12 protein-coding genes, 1 tRNA gene and 1 other RNA gene are annotated in these 20,509 nt (G+C 48.8%); 10 read left to right on the forward strand and 4 right to left on the reverse strand.

Going from position 1 to position 20,509, the window contains the following annotated elements; translation table 11 throughout:
- Positions 1–1,688 (forward strand): D-alanyl-D-alanine carboxypeptidase/D-alanyl-D-alanine-endopeptidase (gene dacB, locus OEM52_06700; protein MDK9699814.1); only part of this gene is annotated, 1,688 nt, incomplete at its 5' end.
- Between the two features lie 14 nt (positions 1,689–1,702).
- On the forward strand, positions 1,703–3,391 hold the full coding sequence (gene ftcD, locus OEM52_06705; protein ID MDK9699815.1) for a glutamate formimidoyltransferase: 1,689 nt from the start codon (positions 1,703–1,705) through the stop codon (positions 3,389–3,391).
- Positions 3,392–3,471: 80 nt separating this feature from the next.
- Here ftcD and OEM52_06710 read toward each other — a convergent pair whose 3' ends face one another.
- The gene (locus tag OEM52_06710) at positions 3,472–4,638 is read right to left on the reverse strand and encodes a Xaa-Pro peptidase family protein (protein MDK9699816.1); all 1,167 of its coding nucleotides are present in this window, start codon (positions 4,636–4,638) and stop codon (positions 3,472–3,474) included.
- Positions 4,639–4,844: 206 nt separating this feature from the next.
- Here OEM52_06710 and OEM52_06715 point away from each other — a divergent pair.
- The 8 genes from OEM52_06715 to OEM52_06750 all read left to right on the forward strand — a co-directional run bounded on the left by OEM52_06715 (position 4,845) and on the right by OEM52_06750 (position 15,388).
- Positions 4,845–4,918: transfer RNA gene (locus OEM52_06715), tRNA-Ile, on the forward strand.
- Positions 4,919–5,070: 152 nt separating this feature from the next.
- A complete protein-coding gene (locus OEM52_06720; protein ID MDK9699817.1) occupies positions 5,071–5,805 on the forward strand; it encodes a hypothetical protein in 735 nt (244 codons plus the stop codon).
- A 24-nt stretch (positions 5,806–5,829) separates the two neighbouring features.
- Positions 5,830–6,306, forward strand: coding sequence for a ribonuclease HI family protein (locus OEM52_06725; protein MDK9699818.1), 477 nt, complete (start codon positions 5,830–5,832; stop codon positions 6,304–6,306).
- Positions 6,307–6,350: 44 nt separating this feature from the next.
- An RNA gene (rnpB, locus tag OEM52_06730) (RNase P RNA component class A) lies at positions 6,351–6,750 on the forward strand.
- A gap of 162 nt (positions 6,751–6,912) precedes the next feature.
- Positions 6,913–8,622 (forward strand): single-stranded-DNA-specific exonuclease RecJ, encoded by a 1,710-nt coding sequence (gene recJ, locus OEM52_06735; GenBank protein ID MDK9699819.1) that lies wholly within the window; start codon positions 6,913–6,915, stop codon positions 8,620–8,622.
- Positions 8,623–9,099: 477 nt separating this feature from the next.
- Entirely contained in the window at positions 9,100–11,469 is a 2,370-nt protein-coding gene (locus OEM52_06740; protein ID MDK9699820.1) for a hypothetical protein, read from the forward strand.
- 402 nt (positions 11,470–11,871) lie between these two features.
- Positions 11,872–14,274, forward strand: a complete 2,403-nt coding sequence (locus OEM52_06745) for a T9SS type A sorting domain-containing protein (GenBank protein ID MDK9699821.1) — start codon at positions 11,872–11,874, stop codon at positions 14,272–14,274.
- A gap of 154 nt (positions 14,275–14,428) precedes the next feature.
- Positions 14,429–15,388 carry a hypothetical protein gene (locus OEM52_06750; protein ID MDK9699822.1) on the forward strand — a complete coding sequence of 320 codons (960 nt, stop codon included), beginning with the start codon at positions 14,429–14,431 and terminating at the stop codon, positions 15,386–15,388.
- 158 nt (positions 15,389–15,546) lie between these two features.
- Here the strand turns inward: OEM52_06750 and OEM52_06755 are convergent, their stop codons facing one another.
- From OEM52_06755 to OEM52_06765, 3 genes are all read right to left on the reverse strand, one after another.
- Complete coding sequence (locus tag OEM52_06755; GenBank protein ID MDK9699823.1) at positions 15,547–16,584, reverse strand: hypothetical protein; 1,038 nt, start codon at positions 16,582–16,584, stop codon at positions 15,547–15,549.
- Positions 16,585–16,805: 221 nt separating this feature from the next.
- The gene (locus OEM52_06760; GenBank protein MDK9699824.1) at positions 16,806–19,814 is read right to left on the reverse strand and encodes a T9SS type A sorting domain-containing protein; all 3,009 of its coding nucleotides are present in this window, start codon (positions 19,812–19,814) and stop codon (positions 16,806–16,808) included.
- The gene (locus tag OEM52_06765; protein ID MDK9699825.1) at positions 19,811–20,428 is read right to left on the reverse strand and encodes a tetratricopeptide repeat protein; all 618 of its coding nucleotides are present in this window, start codon (positions 20,426–20,428) and stop codon (positions 19,811–19,813) included. The genes OEM52_06760 and OEM52_06765 overlap by 4 nt, the downstream gene beginning before the upstream one ends.
- Positions 20,429–20,509 lie beyond the last annotated feature (81 nt).

Raw genomic sequence — 20,509 nt, forward strand, 5'->3', positions numbered from 1 at the left:
TTAGTGTGCTATCCTTTGGGGTAGCAAATGCAATCCGTTACAGTCATAAACTACCGCCTAAGCCAGCCGAGCCAATTGTCCTCGATACCGCTGCCGCCAATGAGAGTGCCATTGAAGAGGATATTCTCTTACAAAAAGGGTCGCAAGACGACGATGAACCCGAGGCAACTCCACTCGATTCCCTTTCTCGCGAAAAAACACTCCAAGCCCGCGTTGATGAGTGGCTCCGAAAACCATATATCAATAAAGCTCTATGGGGCATTCGAGTAGAACAACTAGGAAGCCGTAAAATAGTTTATGACCGTTCTGGCGATAAACCACTGATCCCAGCCTCCAATATGAAGCTCTTTACCGCCTGTGCCGCCTTTGAAAAATTGGGTGGAGAGTTTCGTTTCCGTACTGCGTTTGTTGCCTCGAAACCGCTCGACAATAAAGGCGTGCTCAATGGGAATCTTCAAATCATCGGTTCTGGTGATCCAACTCTTTCGCGCATCTTCCATGACGAAGCTTTAAGTCAATTGCTGGGCGGATGGGCGGATTCGCTTATCGCACGGGGTTTGAAAAAAATCACCGGGCGTGTGGAAGTCCCCGAAATCTTTTGGGCAGAGGGTGGTCCTGCCCCAGGGTGGGAGTGGAACGATTTAGCGGAATCTTATGCCGCATTTCCCGATATCGTCGCGATGAACGATAACTGTTTCGATTTGTTAGTCGATGCGGCCGATCAAATTGGCGACACGGCGAGATACCTGATCGATCCGGAAGTGTTGCAAGGGGCTGACGATTTTTCGTTTGAAGCGATAACAACCCCACCAAAAACAAAAGCAAGTCTGGAAATTATTCCTTCGTTTTGGACCGGACAATGGCGGGTAATCGGTTCAATTCCGATCGCGGCACGTCAGTCACGTCGCCGGGTTACGATCCGAAATCCGCGCGAAGTGTGGCGGCGGACAATGGAATCGGTTCTGAAAGCGAAAGGCGTACAGATTGGCGTCGTACAGAAAAAAGGACGAAAATCGGCGGGACTCGATTTTGGTATGGATGCCGAAGCTGCCGAAGTTTCCTCGACGCTATTTCCCGATACGCTTTGGGTGGCGGAATCGCTCCCGGTTAAACGGATTGTAAAAGAGGTCTTAAAGCGCTCGCACAATCTTTCCGCTGAGCACCTCTTCCGCACCGTCGGTTATTACGATAGCGAAGTCTGGTCGAACGAGAGCGGCCGTAGCGCAGTAACGAATTTAATGCGGCAATGGGGACTCGACACCAAAACCTTTACCATTTCCGATGGTAGTGGATTAGGTCGCGCATCGAATATTCCCCCGGAAGTGTTTACTCAATTGCTTGATATTGCTACCACGAAACCGTGGTTCAACGAGTTTTACGAAGAGCTGCCGGAGGCGGGAGAACCGCAAACCACCATGCAGAAACGTAAACTGAAACTGCCTGATAATGTATCGATAAAAGCGAAAACCGGAACGTTGAACAAAGTCTCGACATTATCCGGTTATATCACAAGTCCAAGTGATACCCTCACATTTTCAATCCTCTGTAACCATTGGTATGGCAACGTTCGCCGAGTCAAGGAAGTGCAAAACGGGATACTCACCGAACTTGCCTGGTCTCTCAGCGAACAGGGTCCTCGTATAAAGCTGGACCCGTCTGTGCCTGACCGCTTCCCGATTAAGAAGTAGAAAGGAGTTTTCTTATGCGCGCACTCGTCGAATGCGTCCCCAATTTTTCCGAGGGACGTAATCCGGAGACGATTCGCCTAATTTCCAATGCCATTTCTTCCGTACCGGGTGTTGCCCTTTTGAACGTGGAACCCGACGCTGACTATAATCGCGTTGTGGTGACGTTTGCCGGCGATCCATTAGCTTCGGTTGAAGCCGCCTTCCGGGCACACAAGGTCGCCGCTGAGCGGATCGATATGACCCGCCAAACGGGGAATCATCCAAGAATGGGTGCTGCGGATGTAGTGCCGTTTATTCCAATTTCCGGCATCACGATGACGGAATGTGTTCGCTTATCCGAACTATACGCGCACCGGGTGTGGGAAGAACTCGGAATCCCGATGTATCTCTATGAAGCAGCCGCCCGGACACCGGAACGAAAAAATCTCGCAACTATACGCTCCGGCGAGTATGAAGGGTTGGAAGAGAAACTTCGCGATCCCCACTGGAAACCGGATATCGGTGATGCTGTATTTGTACCAAGAAGCGGAGCTACGGTAACTGGCGCGCGGTTTTTCTTAATTGCTTACAACGTAAATATCGATAATCCCGATCCCAAATTTGCAAACGAAATCGCATTGAATATCCGTTCGCTCGGTCGACCAAAAGTCGATGAAAACGGTAAACCGATTCTCAACGATAAAGGGAAGAAGATATTTGTTCCCGGTCGCTTGAAGGATATCAAAGCGATGGGAGTACCGCTCGAACGCGATGGCAGGAAGATTTCGCAAGTATCGATCAATGTCATCAATTATCGAAATACGCCGGTACATGTTGTGTACGAAGAAGTATTGAAAGACGCCCCTGAGTACAGCTTACAAGTAAGCGGCAGCGAAATCGTCGGCTTGGTTCCTCAGGACGCTTTGGTGCTTGCCGGAAAGCATGCCCTCGAGAAAAACGGCGGTACCTGGGAAGGAAAATCGAGCGACGAGTTGTTACATGCCGGTGTAGAATATCTCGGACTGAATGACTTGTATCCGTTCGATGTGAATGAAAAAGTGATCGAGAAAATCGTCGAACAGAAATTTGGCGGCGAAGAAGCGTTGCTCACTGATCTCTCCGTTGAGCGTTTTACAACCGAAGTCGCTTCAGAAAGCCCAGCGCCGGGCGGCGGTTCGGTATCGGCGGCAGCGGCGGCACAAGGCGTCGCCTTACTCGAAATGGTTTGTGCCCTCACCGTCGGCAAGAAGAAGTACGAAGAAGTTTGGGACGAAATGAAACAAGTGCGTTGCGAATTGCGGCCGTTGCGCGAAGAGCTCATTCGCTCGGTGGATCGCGATACGCAAGCATTCAATGCTTTGATGGCGGCGATGAAACTGCCGAAGGAAACTGAAGCAGATAAAGCTACCCGCAAACAGGCAATGCTGGATGCAACCCGTTATGCTACGCAAGTTCCGTTGCACGTCGTTCGTACGATTGCCCATGCCGTACAATTTGCCCCTGACATTGCGGCGAAGGGGAATAAAAACGCGCTATCCGATGTCGGCGTCGGCGCAGCATTGCTGCGGGCGGGTGCGCGTGGTGCTTTGCTGAATGTGCTGATAAATCTTCCCAGTTTACCAGAACCAGAACAACAGATAATCAAACACCAAGTTGAAACACTGTTCGACACTGTTGATCGCATTGCGAGTTCGGTTGTCCAGTCAGTGCAAGCTTCGCTGTGAATTCTGCGAGATAGAGAACGGAAGGGCGAACCATAAGGCTCGCCCTTTTCAGTTTCATTTGAATAAGCCCCTCAAATCTTCTACAAAATTTCCCGTTGAATTTTCGAAGTGACTTCCGGCCCGTTCTCACCGATGTAGACGTTGATCTCACTACGGACACCAAACTCCGGAAAATACACCCCCGGTTCGATAGTGAATCCGATTCCGGGAATCAGAATCCGGGTGTCGTGGGTTTCAAAATTATCGATGTTCACACCTAACCCGTGAACATGCTTTCCCGGACTCAGACTGTGTCCGGTGCGATGTATGAAGTATTTCCCATAGCCGCGGTCTGAGATGTGCTTACGGCATACTTCATCGATTTCCCACCCTTGGATTATTCTCCCAGCTTTCCACCATTGTTCTACTGCGGTAAGCGCGGCGTCCCTACCACCGGTTACCACATCGTACACTTTGCGATGTTTTGCGGGAACTTCTTTTCCAGCATAACCGACCCACGTGATGTCGCTAAACACGTTTTCATCGCCCGGAACCCGCGCCCACAAGTCGATGAGTATCCAATCATTCGGTTGAATGGTGTAAAAAACATCGCTGGAGGGCATGTAATGCGGGTTCCCGCTTCGCTCGTTGGTCGCGACGACCGGGGCATCCTCCGGTTCGAGATTCTCTTTCACAAATTCGCCAAGAATGAACTGCTGGACGTCATAGTCGGTGATGATCTGACCACTGCTCAATGCCTCACGAATCATCTCGAACGCGGCGTCTTTAATATCGTTTACCAATCGCGAGGCGCGTCGATGATTTTCCAATGTGGTATCATCCCACCTAGCCGTAAGCGTTTGCACCAAATCGGCGGAAGAGTGTAGCTCAGCACCTAATGAACGCAACCACTCCGCCATCCCGGCATCGATAATCGACATCACAGGAATTGCACATTCCGGTGAATATTCGACCGCAATCTTTGGATTCTCTTGTAGAAGTTCTCTAAGAATTGCTCCCATTTCGTGTCGATCGGTGTAGAGCAGTGTCTCTCCGGGGAAGACGCTTAGTTGTTCACTATCGACGCGGTGGGCAACTACTTTTACAGCTCCCGTTCGAGTGATCAGGACAAACAAGCGACGAGTCGTCCAAATCGTCTTCCCAATCGCACGGGTAAGAACAGGATTGTTGCCACGAAAGTCATACAGCAACCACCCATCCAACCCTTTCAGGGTAAGGAATTTCTGGATTTCAGGGCTAAGGAACATTGTGACCTCATTTGCTCGGACTTGTTTGAATATAGCGAGTCAAGGATTCGCCTCCTATCTGACTTTTGCATTTTACGAACACTTCCGTTATATTTCCTTCATCATCGTAGCGCATAAAAATAAGGGAATTTTCATCACTCTGTCGCAACATCTGCGACGAGCGAGTGGGTATGTTTACTCTTTGAGTGTTTCGCTGCGGCAAAGAAGGGCCCATAGCTCAGTTGGTTAGAGCAGCGGACTCATAATCCGTTGGTCCTAGGTTCAAGTCCTAGTGGGCCCACGGTGAAAGAACAGTCTGAGTTGATGTTACTTCAAATGATTTTGTATCGTACAAAACGGTATCGGGCAGAAGCACGCCCGACGGCTACGGTTACGGTTTAGTAACAAGGGAATGGAGTGTACTCCATTCCCCTTTTCATTTTATCGAGGTGAATGGTGAACGAAACGCCCGATCTGAAGGAACAACTTTCATTTCTCGTCCAACTTCAACTGATCGATTCGGAGCTGAAAAATCTCAACGACGATCGCGGTGAGCTTCCTACGCAAATAGAGCAGCAGAAGAAAGAAATCAACCGTACGAAACAAATGCTAGTTGCTTCGCAGCAGGCATTGGATCGGATGGCAGAGCGGCGGATAACTTTGACCCATGAGGTCGAAGAAGCCCGTACCCGCAAACGGAAACTCGAAGATTCGTTATACAGCGTTACATCAAATCGGGAATACGATGCGTTAACTCGCGAACTCGAAGATGTCCAAAAACAACTCGGTCGGTGGGCGGAAGAATCCCAACAGGTGCATAACGATATCGAAAAGCACGAAGCCGAACATGCAAAAATCGATCTACTCATAAAAAAGCAGGAATCCGAACTCGAAAATTTGCAAAAAGAGTTGAATGAAATCGTGGAAGACACGACCGAGATGGAAACGGAACTCATCGACCGCCGGAAGAATCTGGAAGGCAATGTAATCCGTCCGATATACAACCATTATGAACGAATCCGGCAAGCCCGTGACGGGCGCGGCATCGCATGGTTACTCGGCGGTTCATGCGGCGGATGCTACAATTCTGTACCTGCTCAAAAGCAGGTGGAAGTTCGTACATATAAAGATTTTATACTGTGCGAAGCTTGTGGACGTGTCCTCGTTTCCGACGAATTGAAGGGGTAATCAATCCTCGGCAGTAATCACGTTTTGATCTGGATCGATGGCGCAGCGCGGGGAAATCCCGGTCCAGCATCCGCCGCCGGAGTGATCAAGCAAGGCGCAGATATCGTTGCCGAGTGGGGAGTACCACTCGGGAATCGAACGAACAATGAAGCGGAATACAGCGGATTGCTCTTAGCGCTTTATTGGTTACAGCAGTTTCTACCAAATGCCGAAGGGGTCATCCACTCCGATAGTCAATTGTTGGTGGAGCAAACCATCGGACGATGGAAGGTGAAAGCAGATAATTTGCAGCCATTTCATCGCGAAGCCCAGTGGCTGATACATCAAATCCCGGGAATCAAGTTGACGGCGGTACGGCGCGAAAAAAATAAAGCCGCCGATGCTCTTGCGAATCGAGCGCTCGATGAACACCGGGTTGTTGTTAGCGATGACTATTTGCCGTTCGTTAAAACGGTGCTTGTAAAACTGCCATTTACTGCGTCGCAATACACGATTTTTTAGGATGAAGGACGCCGATAGGCGATTAACGTGTTATTTTTTTGTTTTGGGAGAGTTAGGCGGTCGCGTCGGTTTGCAAGAACCGATGAGGAACGTCCGGCCACCAGTGGAGAAAGTGCCCGGTAACACCGGGGCAGGGTAACCTGACGGAAAGGGCAACAGAAAAGAAACCGCCATTGTTCGAGCTAGTAAACCATTGGTTTGCTATGTCGATTTGGTAAGGGTGAAACGGTGAGGTAAGAGCTCACCGCCCGTCCAGTAATGGTACGGGGCAGTGCAACCCCCACTTGGTGCAACATCAAGCAGGTATGTCGCCTCTCTGAGGCGAATGGCTCCACCATTTCCTATCGGAATCATACCGGGTAGATGGCTTGAGACGGTTGGCAACAACCGCCCTAGAGGAATGATCGCCCACGACAGAAGCCGGCGTATCGATTCTCCCTGAATTTTTCTAATATTACAGCGTTCTCGCTGAGAAAATTCGTGCGACGTATCCGCTAAACTTGCGCGGCGTCACATTCATCCTTACAATTCCGCTTCAATGCACTGCGGTTGAGTTTCTATCAATCCTGATGCAATCTGAATTTGGACAAAAGGGGAATGGAAACGATGGCGAGACGTTGGGAAGAACCGGTTCCGTTAGAAGCCGATGTTGTTGCGGCGCTAATGCGGGACTTGAGCGTTTCGCCGCTGATTGCTCGATTGTTGTATCTCCGCAATATCCGCACAGTGGATTTTGCGAGTACTTTTTTTAACCCCTCCCCCAGTGAAACCCACGACCCTTATCTTTTCCCCGGTATGGAAACCGCCGTTGCCCGGATTCTGTTGGCACGCGACCGACATGAAGAAGTAGCGATTTATGGTGACAGCGATGTTGACGGATTGACTGCTCTGGCAGTGCTAACCCGCTATCTCCGCAGTATCGGGGTGTCCGTTCATCCTTATCTCCCTACCCGTTCTGATACCTCCTATGGACTTCACAACCCCGGTATCGATGAGTTAGACGCCCTTGGGGTGACACTCATCATCACTGTCGATACTGGAACGACCGCGGTCGATGCGGTCGACTATGCCCGTTCTGCGAAGAATATCGATGTCATCATCACCGACCATCATGAACCGGGTGCCACACTTCCCGCGGCAATTGCAGTACTGAATCCAAAAATTGCCGGCAGTACCTATCCCTTCCGCGAATTATCCGGTTGCGCGATGGCGTTCAAATTAACGCAAGCGCTAGCCGCGGCAAGCGGTAAAGCGTGGCAGGAAATCGAACCGTTGCTGGAATTTGTCGCGTTGGGAACCGCTGCGGATATCGTTCCATTGGTTGGAGAAAACCGCACGTTGCTATCGCTGGGAATGAAACGCTTACAGAAGGCAACGATACCCGGTATCATCGCATTGTCGGAAGTCGCTGGTATCGATATGCAACACCTCGCGGTGGAAGATTTGTTGATGACGATGTCGCCGCGGATAAATGCTGCCGCTCGGATGGGGAATCCGCAACGGGCGTTGCAACTGCTAATCACTAACGATCCGGAAGAAGCTGGCAGTTTAGCGGTAGCGGTTGAACAGGATAACTACCGGCGACGCGCCTTAGACGAACAGATGATGCGGGAAGCCAACGAATCGGTTCGTCAAAGTTACGATCCTAAAAAGGATTGTGCGATTGTCATTGTTCGTCATAATTGGCACTTGGGATTAATCGGCATCATGGCGTCACGGATTGCGGAATTGTATCATCGTCCCGCTGTGATATTATCGGTGGAAAATGGCGTTGGGCGCGGCTCGGCGCGCACCGTTAACGACTTCGATATCCACTCCGCGCTCTCTTCTTGCAGCGACGTAATGCTGCAATTTGGCGGCCATCGTTGCGCTGCCGGATTGACGATACCGGAAGCTGCGATTCCCGGTTTTATCGAACGGTTTAAGAGTTATGTCGCGGAGCGCATCACGATTACCGATTTGCAACCGACGATTCGCCCCGATGCCGGACTCAATTTAGAATTGATCGATCACGCGCTCCACCGCGAACTACAACGATTGGCGCCCTTTGGTCCCGCAAATCCCCGTCCAGTGTTTATTGCGAAGCGGGTGGAAGTGGTTGGCGCGACGAAAGTGATTGCGCAAAAACACTTGAAGTTCCGGGTGAAACAACAAGGTAAAATCTTCAATGCGATTGCGCTCGGGATGGCGGATCGCTACCACGAATTGAATGGCAACCGTTCCCTCCTCGATGTATGCTTTGGGATCGATCATGCCAATGGCAATTGGGACAACGGTCTCCAACTCCGCATTCAAGACTTCCGTCCCGCAAAATAATTTTTTCGTGTACGGGCGAACCTTGTGTTCGCCCCGTTTGTTTAAGGTTCGGTGATTACGGGCTTCCAAGCCCGTCCGTAGGGGCGGCTGGCAACCGCCCTTGTTTAGTAGGGACAAGACGCCCCGGTCTGTCCGTTTGTAGGGGCGTATGGCATACGCCCGTCTTCTGTAGCGCAGACAATCCTGTCTGCGTTTGTCTTTGCGAGGAGCACGGCGACGAAGCAACCCCGCAGGACTCACGGAACGTAATCCCTTTTGTCGAGTACGGGCGAACCTTGTGTTCGCCCTTATGCTGTTTTAGGTATGGTGAACCCCCTCCTCAAAAACTTTTTCCGTTTGAGCAAATCTCACTTGTTGTAAACGGTTCTTATCGAGTACTTTTACAGGAACTTTGTTTTACACTGATTTTTCATCACCCAAATGCATCAACCGGGGAACCGGGTATCGGTTTCAATACGCCATGACAAGGAGGACGCAATGTCTTTCATCAAGCAATCTCGCATCACGTTAACACGCCATTCCGATCCATTTCGCCTTATTGCACTCTGCTTAGGTCTCGTATTGTTTACTTCCCTCAGTTATGGCTACGGTTTTATGACAACGGTAAACAATCCCGCTTGTCCAAATGCGTCCTTAGTTGATATTCAAGTTGCAAATGATGGATACATTTTCATTTGTGGCCAAGGTGTAATTGGTTACACTCCCGAATTTGGTATGAGCGTTAGTAGTTGGTTTATTACTAAGACAAACCAGTTTGGTGAGACAATATGGACATACACGCCTCGTCTTGATACACTAATCAATCGTTATGTTACGAGTTGGGCAGCAGCGTCAATTTTTCCCACATCCGATGGTGGTTGTGTTTTATCAACTAACGCAAATACAATGACTAGCGATGGTAGCGGTCAAATTGTTAAGCTAAATCCACAGGGACTTTTGGAATGGGAAAGGCAGTTAAGTGCTAATTTAAGTACTGGCGATATCACTCAGATGTCTAATGGGGATTACATTGTATTTAACTCCTATCAACTGAAAAAATTAAGCAGTAGTGGAATCTATACAAACTCATATCCTCAATTGAATGCAAGTCAAATCACTAAAATAAGAGAACTAGAAAGTTTTATCTTCTCATCAGGACAAAGAGGTTATCCATCTTATTCTTACTTTGTTTCCCGGCAAACGTTAACTACTACTGACACATTAACATGTACAGGTTCAGTTCATTTTGATGATTGTTCATTCCTGCTAAGAAATTCACAAGCACCTTTTTATCGTTACTATGATGCAGCGTTTAACTTAGTCTGGAGTCGGGAAACGTGGCTGGGTAATAATTTTAATGGTGAGTGTTCAGATCAATTTACCGAAGCAGAAAACGCTGATTTTATACAATTATCGGGAACTCGCTTATTCAAATATACAACAAACGGCGACACTCTTTGGACCAGAGAGCTTCGCTATCGTGACACTCTGAGAACCTTTTCTCAACTTCGTTCCTCGCCCGATGGCGGTTTCATTCTTGCCAACACCGCTAACAACGTAATCACTGTTGCCAAAGCCGACAGCAATGGAACCCTCAATCCTTCGCAAGCATTTGTTGCCCATCCGAATGGCGCGGAGATTCTCCAGATTGGGCAAGTCGATACCATTCGTTGGTCGTCCTACAATATTACCGGAAGTGTCAATCTTGAGCTGAAACGCAATTACCCCAATGGCGTTTGGGAAATGATTGCCGCGAACATTCCCAACAGCGGCTCCTATCCATGGCTGGTCAATGGTGCGGTATCCAATAACTGTATGTTGCGGGTTAGTTCCGTTTCCGATCCGTCTGCGCGCGACTATTCCGACTATTCCTTCAGCATAGTCCAGCCGGTAATTCAATTGACTTCCCCGACGGGAACTGATTCACTGTTAGTCGATTCCTACACCACAATTCAATGGAATTCTGTGAGTACGACCGGAAATGTTCGGATTGATATCAATCGCAATTATCCCAGCGACTCTTGGGAAACACTCTTTTCCTCCATAACAAACATGGGTGAGCAGTTGTGGCATATCTCCGGTCCGACAACAACCACGGCGCGGATTCGCGTGATGGCACTGAATAATCCCACTGTTGGCGATACCAGCGAATACAATTTCACGATTTATGGTAACTTCAGCGGCTTGTATGTCTATCTCTCCACACAGAACATTTCATTCAATACCATGATTGCTCCATCAATGCGCGACTCGATAAATGTCACTGTTCGCGTGATGGGAAATCAACCTATGTTGGGCGCGCGAGCAATTACTTTGAGTGGTCCGTTCCGTTGCGCTCCGACCAATCTTCCCGCAGTGCCGGCGGGCTATACGACGATGTTCACCGTGTACTTTGAACCGACCACTGAGGGAGTCTTCACAGGAACCGTTGCCTTAGTTTCCACCGCATTGAATGCCGATACCCTTCGCATAACCTGTACCGGAACAGCGCAATGGCAACCGGCAGTACCGCGCAATCTCACGATTACGCTGCAAGGTTGGAACGCCATCTTGAATTGGTCACGCGTCGATTCCACGATGAATGGTGTCCCAATAACCGTAACCGGGTACATCATTTATTACAGTGAATTGAGTTCGGGTCCATGGTTTTTCCATGGGTATACCAGTGGAGCAAATTCTACTTCTTATATCCATAATGGGGTAACCCATTTCTCACCGGTGATGTACTATCGGGTTCGGGCTTGGATTGGTTCCGGTGATAGTCTCGATGAGTTTTTAGTTGAGATGCCCATCGGGACACCAGAATTGGAAGTCGAGCAGTATTTGAAGAAAACAATACAGGTTTGGAGACCTGTCAGTACCCAATGAAATCAATACAGGTTTGGAGACCTGTAACCACCCAAGAGTAGGGGCGAGATTTATCACGCCTGTTGCAGTAGGGACAGACGCCTCTGTCTGTCCGTAGGTACAAACGTCATCGTTGTACTGTCGTGGCTGATTTCAAATCAGCCCGATGTTTACTCGGGTCGAATTCAATTCAACGCATGGCAAGCGTTGAATCACGAACACATCGCTTATTGACATTCAGGTTCGTAATTCGACCCGTACAATGGGCGAACACAAGGTTCGCCCGTACTCTCCCCCTGTAACCACCCGGTCTGCAACTAAAAATCGAGAAAACTCCTCTCACACATAGCATCACCGTTGTAGATTGACTATTTTCAAACTTGAAACGATACACATCATCCACCCCTGCGAAAGGAACGAACAATGAATCGGATGCGACGAGTAATTTTTATCACAATACTGTTAACCCTTGCGGCGCTTACCTTTGCCGCGCCATACGAGACTTCGCTCACTCCGGCGAACACTCCAATTCGAAGTGAAATTGGCACCCGACCAATCGCGCCAAGTATCGACGAAGTGAATGACGATACGCTTTATTTCTGGACGTTCACTCAACCGGAAGGGTGGTCGTTCTACGATGCGTCGGACGCTCCGGCAATGTGGCACCCCGACACTTTCCGCAACGGCAGTGCCGATAGCGCGTGGTGGTGTGGTACCCAGCTCTATCCCGGTTTCAACGGGTACGCAAATTATTGGTATCAGGTTGTTCAAACCCCGATGTTGGATTTATCCGGTGCGACGACTGCCAACTTGGCTTGCAAGATGGCATGGAACTTTGAACCAGCCGGTACGCCGCCCGCACCATACACCGGTTTCGATGGTCTCACGATGTGGATTTCGACCAATGGCGGCAACACCTTTGTTCCGCTTACGAATGTTTCGCCTGCATACACTTGTTCCGCACTGTTCGCCGCCGGTACTTCGGTTTGGAATTTGGGAACGATCCCCGGTTACTCCAACCAACAAAACAACTTCGCGCTCGTGACCGCCAATCTTGCCAACTATCGGCAGGATTCGGTTGTCGTCCGTTGGTCGGTCTTGTCCGACCGGGCAATTTCCGGTGAATCACGCGACTCGCTGTTTGGCGCTTACCTCGATTCCGTACGCATCACCGATGGTACGAATATTCTCTTTCAGGACAATGGCGGCGCTCCCGGTCCCAATTCGCTCCGCGCTGTGCGCACCTACGGTTTTGGACAACATTGGGAATGGTCGAATACTCAATCAGTCTCCGCGCCTACTTCCGCACATTGCGACGACGATTTCCCGAATCAACAGAGCTGCTTGATCAGTCCGTGGCTGACGTTGCCGCAACGTTCGATGTACCTCCGCCTGCAAGTACGATGCGATATGCCCGATACGACCCAAGGGACGAGCACCTCGCTGCGCGATTACTACATGGTGGATATCCAGGGTGCCGATTCCAATTGGACGCGGCTCTATCACGACTATGCCCGTGGCGGACACGGTTACCCCGATTGGTACGATTTTGGACCGGGTGACCCCTACAATTCCAACACAACATTGAATTTATCGCAGTGGGCAGGTCAACCGATGCGAATTCGGATAAAAGCAGTCACCGATTACGACAATAACCCCAGTGGAACCGGTATCTGGATCGACGATGTCCGCATTTTCGCCGATAACCAAGTGCTGTATGATGTAGTACCGGCTGAAATGCGTTTTACCTTCCCGACGACGGTTGGACGCCCGTGGACGGTGCCGGAACCGTATATCAAGATTGCCAATCGTGGACGCGGCGCAGTACAGAATATGCAATGGTGGGTGAAGACTACTGGCGATTTTGTTGCACAAACCCCAGTTGCATCTTTGCTACCAGATAGCACGATTCAGTACAACCTGACGTGGAATATCGCCGAAGCAACGCCCGGCACCTATCATCCCGCCGTGCGGATTCAAATGCCAACGACTCCACCAGAGCTGCGCACCTTGTGGGTTGAGCCGGTTGTCGTGCGTCCGGCCGGTCAATATGAACTGGGCTACAACTCCCGTCACTTCTGGATGAGCGACACCTTAGCCGATGGCCGCAGTTATGCGGTACGCTTTACTCCGACAACCGACGGTTTCTCCGGCGGTTACAGTGCGCGGGAAATCCGGTTCGCAACAATGCCGAATCCGGTTGCTACCAGTGTCCATGTCCGACTCATGACTTCATCCGGTACTCGTCCCGGTGTCGCGTTAATCGATACGAATATCACGATTCCCGCTTCGACCGATTCGATGAATATCTGGACAACTGTCGATCTATCGGGTCGACCGGAAGGCAGAAACCGCACCGGCTTTACCTATGTCGTATTGGATCGCGTTGCGGGACAAGAGTTCCCAATCTTCCCGGCGGACTCCTCGTGGTTGGGGATTCAACATACCTTCAATTGGGGCGGCGGTACGACGACTCCGGTGCAACATAGTCGAGATCTTGGCATTCAATTGGTGATTGATTGGCCGGCGAATGCGGCTCCGGAGCCGGTGTTTGGCGCAGTTCCGAATGCGTTTGCATTGAGCGCGCATCCCAATCCGTTCAACAGTACGACCAGTCTGCGGATTTCGATTCCCACGTCCGGGCAAGTCCGTATCGCATTGTATGATGTGATGGGACGCGAAGCCTTGTCGCTCTACAACGGCAACCTTACGGCGGGGCAGCATGTGATGTCGCTCCGTGCCGATGCCTTGCCGAGTGGGATGTATCTACTGCGGGCAACCAGTGGAGCAACTACAGTCACTGAGAAGATTGTCCTGATGAAGTAGTAAGCCTCTTCGATGAACGATAAGCGCAGATTCTTTATCAAGAGTCTGCGCTTTCTTGTGTGCAAAACTCCTTTGTAACTTGAAGCATACAAATGCTCAGCATTGTTAAGCGAAAAAGTCGCTGAGTGTCGATACACATAAGAAAGAATGCGGTATGTTTAATTTGAACAAATCGGTATTATTAATTCTGATAACACAATTGATACTATTTCTTGGATCAAAGGAAGCTGTTGCTTCCTCAGGCAGTGTTAGTCCTAACCCAGGTTTGTTAACCGCATCTTTTTTCGGTTGTAAATACAACCAGCCGTTTGATGTCGAATATTGGGCGCCTATGGGGTTTGTTGCGTCGTTAGCAAAGGTCGATGTCGAATTATCGCCGGGAATACAGCTACTCAACGGTAATCTACACTGGAGTGGCCGAGCAGATTCATCGTACGATGTTGTGAACAGATTAACAATTCTTATAAGCCAACCCGGTTTGTACACGGTTTCGATAACCAGTAGTGCGACTGATCTCCAAGATTCGGTGTTAGCAACATTGTTACCCTGTAATCGAACATTGTACTTCTATGCCCAAGAAGGCGTGTTAACTGGTGATGGAAGCTACGAGCGGCTTCAAAAACGGGTACAGGATTCACTCTTCTTTCCTACTGCAGATATTCAGCGACGAGTTAAACATCGCTTGGATAGCTTAAATCTCCTGACGGTAAGCGATCAAGATTCAATCGGAGTGTTTTGGATATATCACCAAAGAGTTCTTTTGGATGCCTCCCCTACGGCTTCGAATTGGTCGCTTCATTATTCTACTGAACAGATTAAGTTAATCCGCAAATATCATCTCGTCTATTTACCACTCCGATCCGATGCCGATTCTTTAGTGCAAAACGATACGATTGTTAATGCACAGTTTATCAAACTATCACCCAGTCAGCGGTATAAAATGTCGAATTTTGGCATTTCCCAAATTCGAGAACTCCTCGCAATCGATCAAAATATTGTCAATTCCGATTGCAAATCATTCTGGCCAGATTATTGCGAACGGGAACGGCTTTTAGCCGCCCGAAGAGTAATGTTGCACAACCACCTATCCAACATGAGAGCAATCGTTGAGTAAGCGTATTTCAAGTTTACCTATCGAGTAGAAAGCATTCGTTGCGTTGACTGCCCGTGGGAATGGCATCAGGGGTCTACTTCGTACAAGCACAAGGCAACCACACCCCTCAGTTTACTACCACCCTTCACTACTTGAAATAACGATCTTGAAACCTTTGTTTAATTCGCTCTTTGAATGTTTCTACGTATAATTGGTGATGGAGATTGAGGAGGATTTCGCTCGCTGAATTCCTTCAAAATCTTGTCACGTTTTTTCGAAAAACGCTTTAACATTTCAGCGCGTTGAAGCAGAAGCGGATGACGGTCTTCATTTTGTTTCGCTGCGATAATTCGTTGGTCAAGAGCGTATAGCTCGGTGAGGATTTCCTTGTAAGCATTTGCAAGCAACAAGGAAGACTGATAATCAGGGGAGGGATTATTTATGTCTACCTTGGAGACATTCATGTACGTTTCGAGAAAATCTCTGCGAAGCGGGGAAAAAATCAACCGATATCGCTTAATCAACTCGATTTGTTTTGGTGAGTAGAAATTAGACAGAGTCGCCTCGGTGATCTTATCAGACAAGTAATTTGTATTCGAGTGTGCTGGGTCATTTAACCTTTTCTGAGTGCAAAGAGGAATGTTTGTTTGCGCCTGATGTACAAAAGGGGTGTCGATTAAAACGTGTTCGTTTTGGTAATCCAAGAGTTTCTTTGCTTCTAACGCTTGTTTTTTTTCTACTGGTAGATACCAATTACTCCTTACTGCTCGTTCTAGTGGCACGCGAGCAAAATCAACAACGGCAGTATCTTCCGAAACATACAGATAGTGTGTCCTTCGCTTTGGAAAATAACTTGAGTAAAATTCATCGAGATTATCAGTTGTGTTGAATACCGCTGAAATATCGTAAATGCCTTCATTTACAACCTTAACAGTAAGTGGAACTTTTATAAATTCGGTCGCAGAAGTACTACCCGTCCAGTGCAAAGAACCTTTAATTAATTCAACGCCATTAGGTAAGGTGACATCGAGTGTTGCGTTTGACAGCTGCCGCCCAAAGAATAATCTGTACACAAGGGGAATCGGCTTTCCTATCTTGCCGCCAGAATCACACCCGAGCCTTACTTCAATAGTTTTGAGTCCTGAAGCGTGAGCATTTCCCATCAAGCATATTGTTGCGAAACCGATTAGGAGAATATTTCGAGTTATCCAGTTCATACTGCCTCCAAACAACGAAAGGACATGACAATGAGAGTATCAGGAATGGGGAGGTTACTTGGAAAATGAGTTCACAGCAACACATCCTAAGCACCCACTCATCTACACAACATTAAAGTAGTATTCTTACTCTGCAATGACAAGCAACATCACATCTATACAAAAAACGCAGACCACTCGAAGTGGTCTGCGTTTATTTTTAGAGCTGTGAAACAAGAAAGTTACTTCAGGAGGGTAACCTTCTTCACAATAGAACTTCCCACCGGTGTGGTTGCGTGGAGGAAATACAACCCACTGGCGAACGATGTCCCATTTACTTGAAATGCCGTCGTTCCCGTTGCAACCGTCATCGATTTCGACCACACCGCGCGACCGGTAATATCGGTAAGCGTTACGGTATAGTTCCCCGCTTGCGGCAACGTTAACCGAACCTGCAATTCCGCATTAAATGGATTCGGATAACAGCTCATCGCAAAAGTGGTGGGCAATTCCCGTTCGGGCGTTTCCGGGGCATCCAATGTTCCATCGAACCACTGTAAAATCGGCGACAGCATTTGCGCTAAACCGTAACTGGTGCTCCCTTGGTGTACCGCCTCGATGCCGAATCCCATCACAACTGTTCTCGGCCCTGTAATCGGTTCATTGCCAAAGCACACTGCCGCTACCGGAGCTTCAATCACATCATAACGATACATCACATTGCCATCGAAGGTCGGCGCTAAAACATCCATCGCCGATTGATTCGATGCGCCACTGCTTCCACTCAAATAGAGCCGCGGTGCGGTAAGGGGCAGGTCACGATTGCCATTAACAATCAAACGGTGAATCGAGTCAGACTCAATCGTGCAATGTAAATCCTGCAGTAACGCGGGATTGTTGCGCAATGCCGATAGATGTTGCGAACTCAACAAGAGTTTTCCACCACGATCGAGAAAACTCTGTATTCCGATTAATTCGGAAGTATTCGCAATCGTGCGGTTAGAGCCGCCTAACCAGATAATTTGACTATGATCCTGTAGCAATGCCAAGCGGAGTGACGAGGAATCTGCCGCAGTCGCGAAGTAGGGAATTTGCAAGGAATCGAGTGCTACCCCAACAAAATATGCCGGCTGTGCGAGGGCGCTGGTATCAACCGAAATCACCGCCAGATTTGGTTTCCCGAGCAAAATCCGGAACGAATCGACCGCCGTATAGCCATTATCGGCTTGTCTAACAATCCGAACCATTGCATAGCGGGGATTTCCACCGACAGCTTGTTGGAACAACAACGGACCGACAATAATCGAATCCCGCGCATTCATCGTACCGGCTTGGATCGTTTGCGGTAACGATAGTCCCGCATCACTGCATTCAAAACGAATCGTGGTGTTCGTTGCCGGTGGCGGATACAATGTCAAATCGTTTTTTACATAGAATGAGACCGCCATGCTTTCATTTGGCTCAAAGTAACGGTCACCGTCTCCGATTGATCCACCTTGCCCGTCATAACGGTAATTGAGATTTCGCACCGCTAAATTCGGAAATTCTCCTGGGCCAATGCCGTGATTACCAAATGTCTGATACAGAACGGTGGAGTGTGGTGTACCATTTGCTAAATTACCATCCCGGTCATCATGCTCGAGAATGTCAACGAAGTAATCGAAGAAAGTTTCCGCTAAGGCGTATTTGGAAAAATGCAGTAACGAGTCGGTATAGTCGGCACCTAATGCGACCCGGGTTTCCCACATCGACGCGCTGATAATCATACCATCAGTGTGAACTTGATTCACAAAACTGCCGGGAAAGCGACGGTTGTTGATGAGATTTCGCATGATACCGCCCGCGATGTACAAACCTCCCTCACCCATTTGGGGTTCATCGGTAATTGTACAAGCGAAGAAATCCGACCATGCCTCATTCATTGCGCCCGGTTGACCGGTATAGGGAAGCATTCCTTCAGGATAAATGCCATCGGTTACACCATGAGTGTATTCATGATAAATCACATCGCAGAACATCGCTAAATTGCGAAAAGTCGCAGCACCTGAACCAAAATAAATCCCTTCCCCATTCCAATAGGCGTTATCGTAATTCGGAATTTCCACACCACCATTCATCGAATAATCAAGGGCGTTGTACTGTGGGTCGAGTTGCTTATACCAGTGATGAACAAAGTTCATGTGCCAGAAAAGATTCGTTTCCGAGGCAAAAGCTGGAGGAACACGAAAGGAAAGTGTTACGTCCACATTTCCGGTAGTATCGACGAAAGCCCGATGATCACTGGTATCAATCGGGGCAACATTCGCAAAGGGACCCTCTAAGAAGCCGTTTGCATTGATGTTCTGTCCGCTACCGGTAACAAATCGGCGGACTGTGCCAGAAGAGTCGGAGACCATTGTTTGGCTATTCAATGAAATGTTCATGTCACGGAAGGGACGCATTTCCGCTGGATCATTTAAATAGCGGTTCCAGACAAATCCTTGGGCATTTGCACTGATCCACTCGAAATTCACGCGATTCCAACCGCCAATAAATTCGCCACTCTTCGCATCGATGTAACCAACCGGGCGATTATCGGAGGCAATTTCGCTTTCGACATAGTATGCCGCACGTAAAGCAGGGCCATCTTGGAAATTACCGTCTTGCAAGAGCCATACCGGCACTGCGGTAGTCACTTTCCCGCCGGGTGTCGTAGCAAAAGCTGCTTTCGCAGCGAGAGTTCCCATCCCGACATATTGCTCAGCAACGTTTGGGTTCGCAATCCCTAATTGCAGCGAGGTGACGCGTCCATTGCCATCGATATGAACCGACACTGTTCCATTGTGAACAGGAATTCCCTGTATCGTCTGGCGGAAATGGATGTACCAGCGGGTACCGGCGTGGTTCGCAGATAGTGGTTGTAGTGTAATCGGGGTTCCATACACTTTTTCCAAAATTGGGAGTAGAATCGCTTCACCGATGTGATAGGCTTCCGATTCTGAAGCGGGAATTGCGCTAAACAATCCCGTTCCCATCACACGCCAAGCGGCGATACCGTCGTTGCGAGCATAACCTGACCAGACTTGTCCAGTACGATGATACAGTTCAGCTAACACCGGGTTTGCTTCCGGTGGCAGTGTCGAATGTGACTCCTGCGCTGCCGAACGAATCGCAGGATATACGGGAGTATTTCCCGAAGAAACGGAATACCCTTGTGTTGCAATGGCAAGTAGCAGTGCAAAGAAAAAACTAATGCGCACAGTTCGGTTCACGATTTCTTCCTTTTCGTTTGAAAGAGAGGTAGTTTTTGCTGTAGGCCGGAGTGATCCGGATTCATTTGATAGGCACGTTCCCATTCGAGCTGTGCCTGTTCTTGTTTACCTGACAAGATGAGAAAATCAATCCGAGTATCGACAAAATCAGTACAATCGGGATAAGCTGCCGCCGCAATGGTTGAATGGAGTAAAGAACTATCGAGCGGCGCATCCATTAAACGAAGTAAGTAAGCAAGATTGTTGTGAGCGGCAAAAAATCGCGGGGCTAATTCGAGACAACGACGATAGGCGGTTTCCGCTTGTTGATACTCGCCTGCTACCCGATACACCAAACCCATGTTGTAGAAAGCCCGGTAGTTGTTACTATCAATTTTTACCGCATCCTTGAACTCGAAGATTGCTTTACCTAAATCATTTTGATTTAAAAATGCCAGTCCCCGCGACACCGATTCCTCGGAAGTTTTCAATAACTCACCGTATTGAGTGAATTGATCGGGTACAGTCGCGGCTTTCGGTAAGTCGGCATCGATCACCAAAAATGTCAGAGCAATTGTCAATCCTGTCATTAGCAGGATGTCTAATACAAATCTCTTGTTTACAACAAAATTCACCACACTTCTCCGGATAAGTTTCTCAAAGTACGTTTCGTGCGTAATTATAGCAAGGGGGGAATGATTTCAATGGGTAAGAAA

It is taken from the genome of bacterium (assembly GCA_030247525.1).
Taxonomy (GTDB): domain Bacteria; phylum Electryoneota; class JAOADG01; order JAOADG01; family JAOADG01; genus JAOTSC01.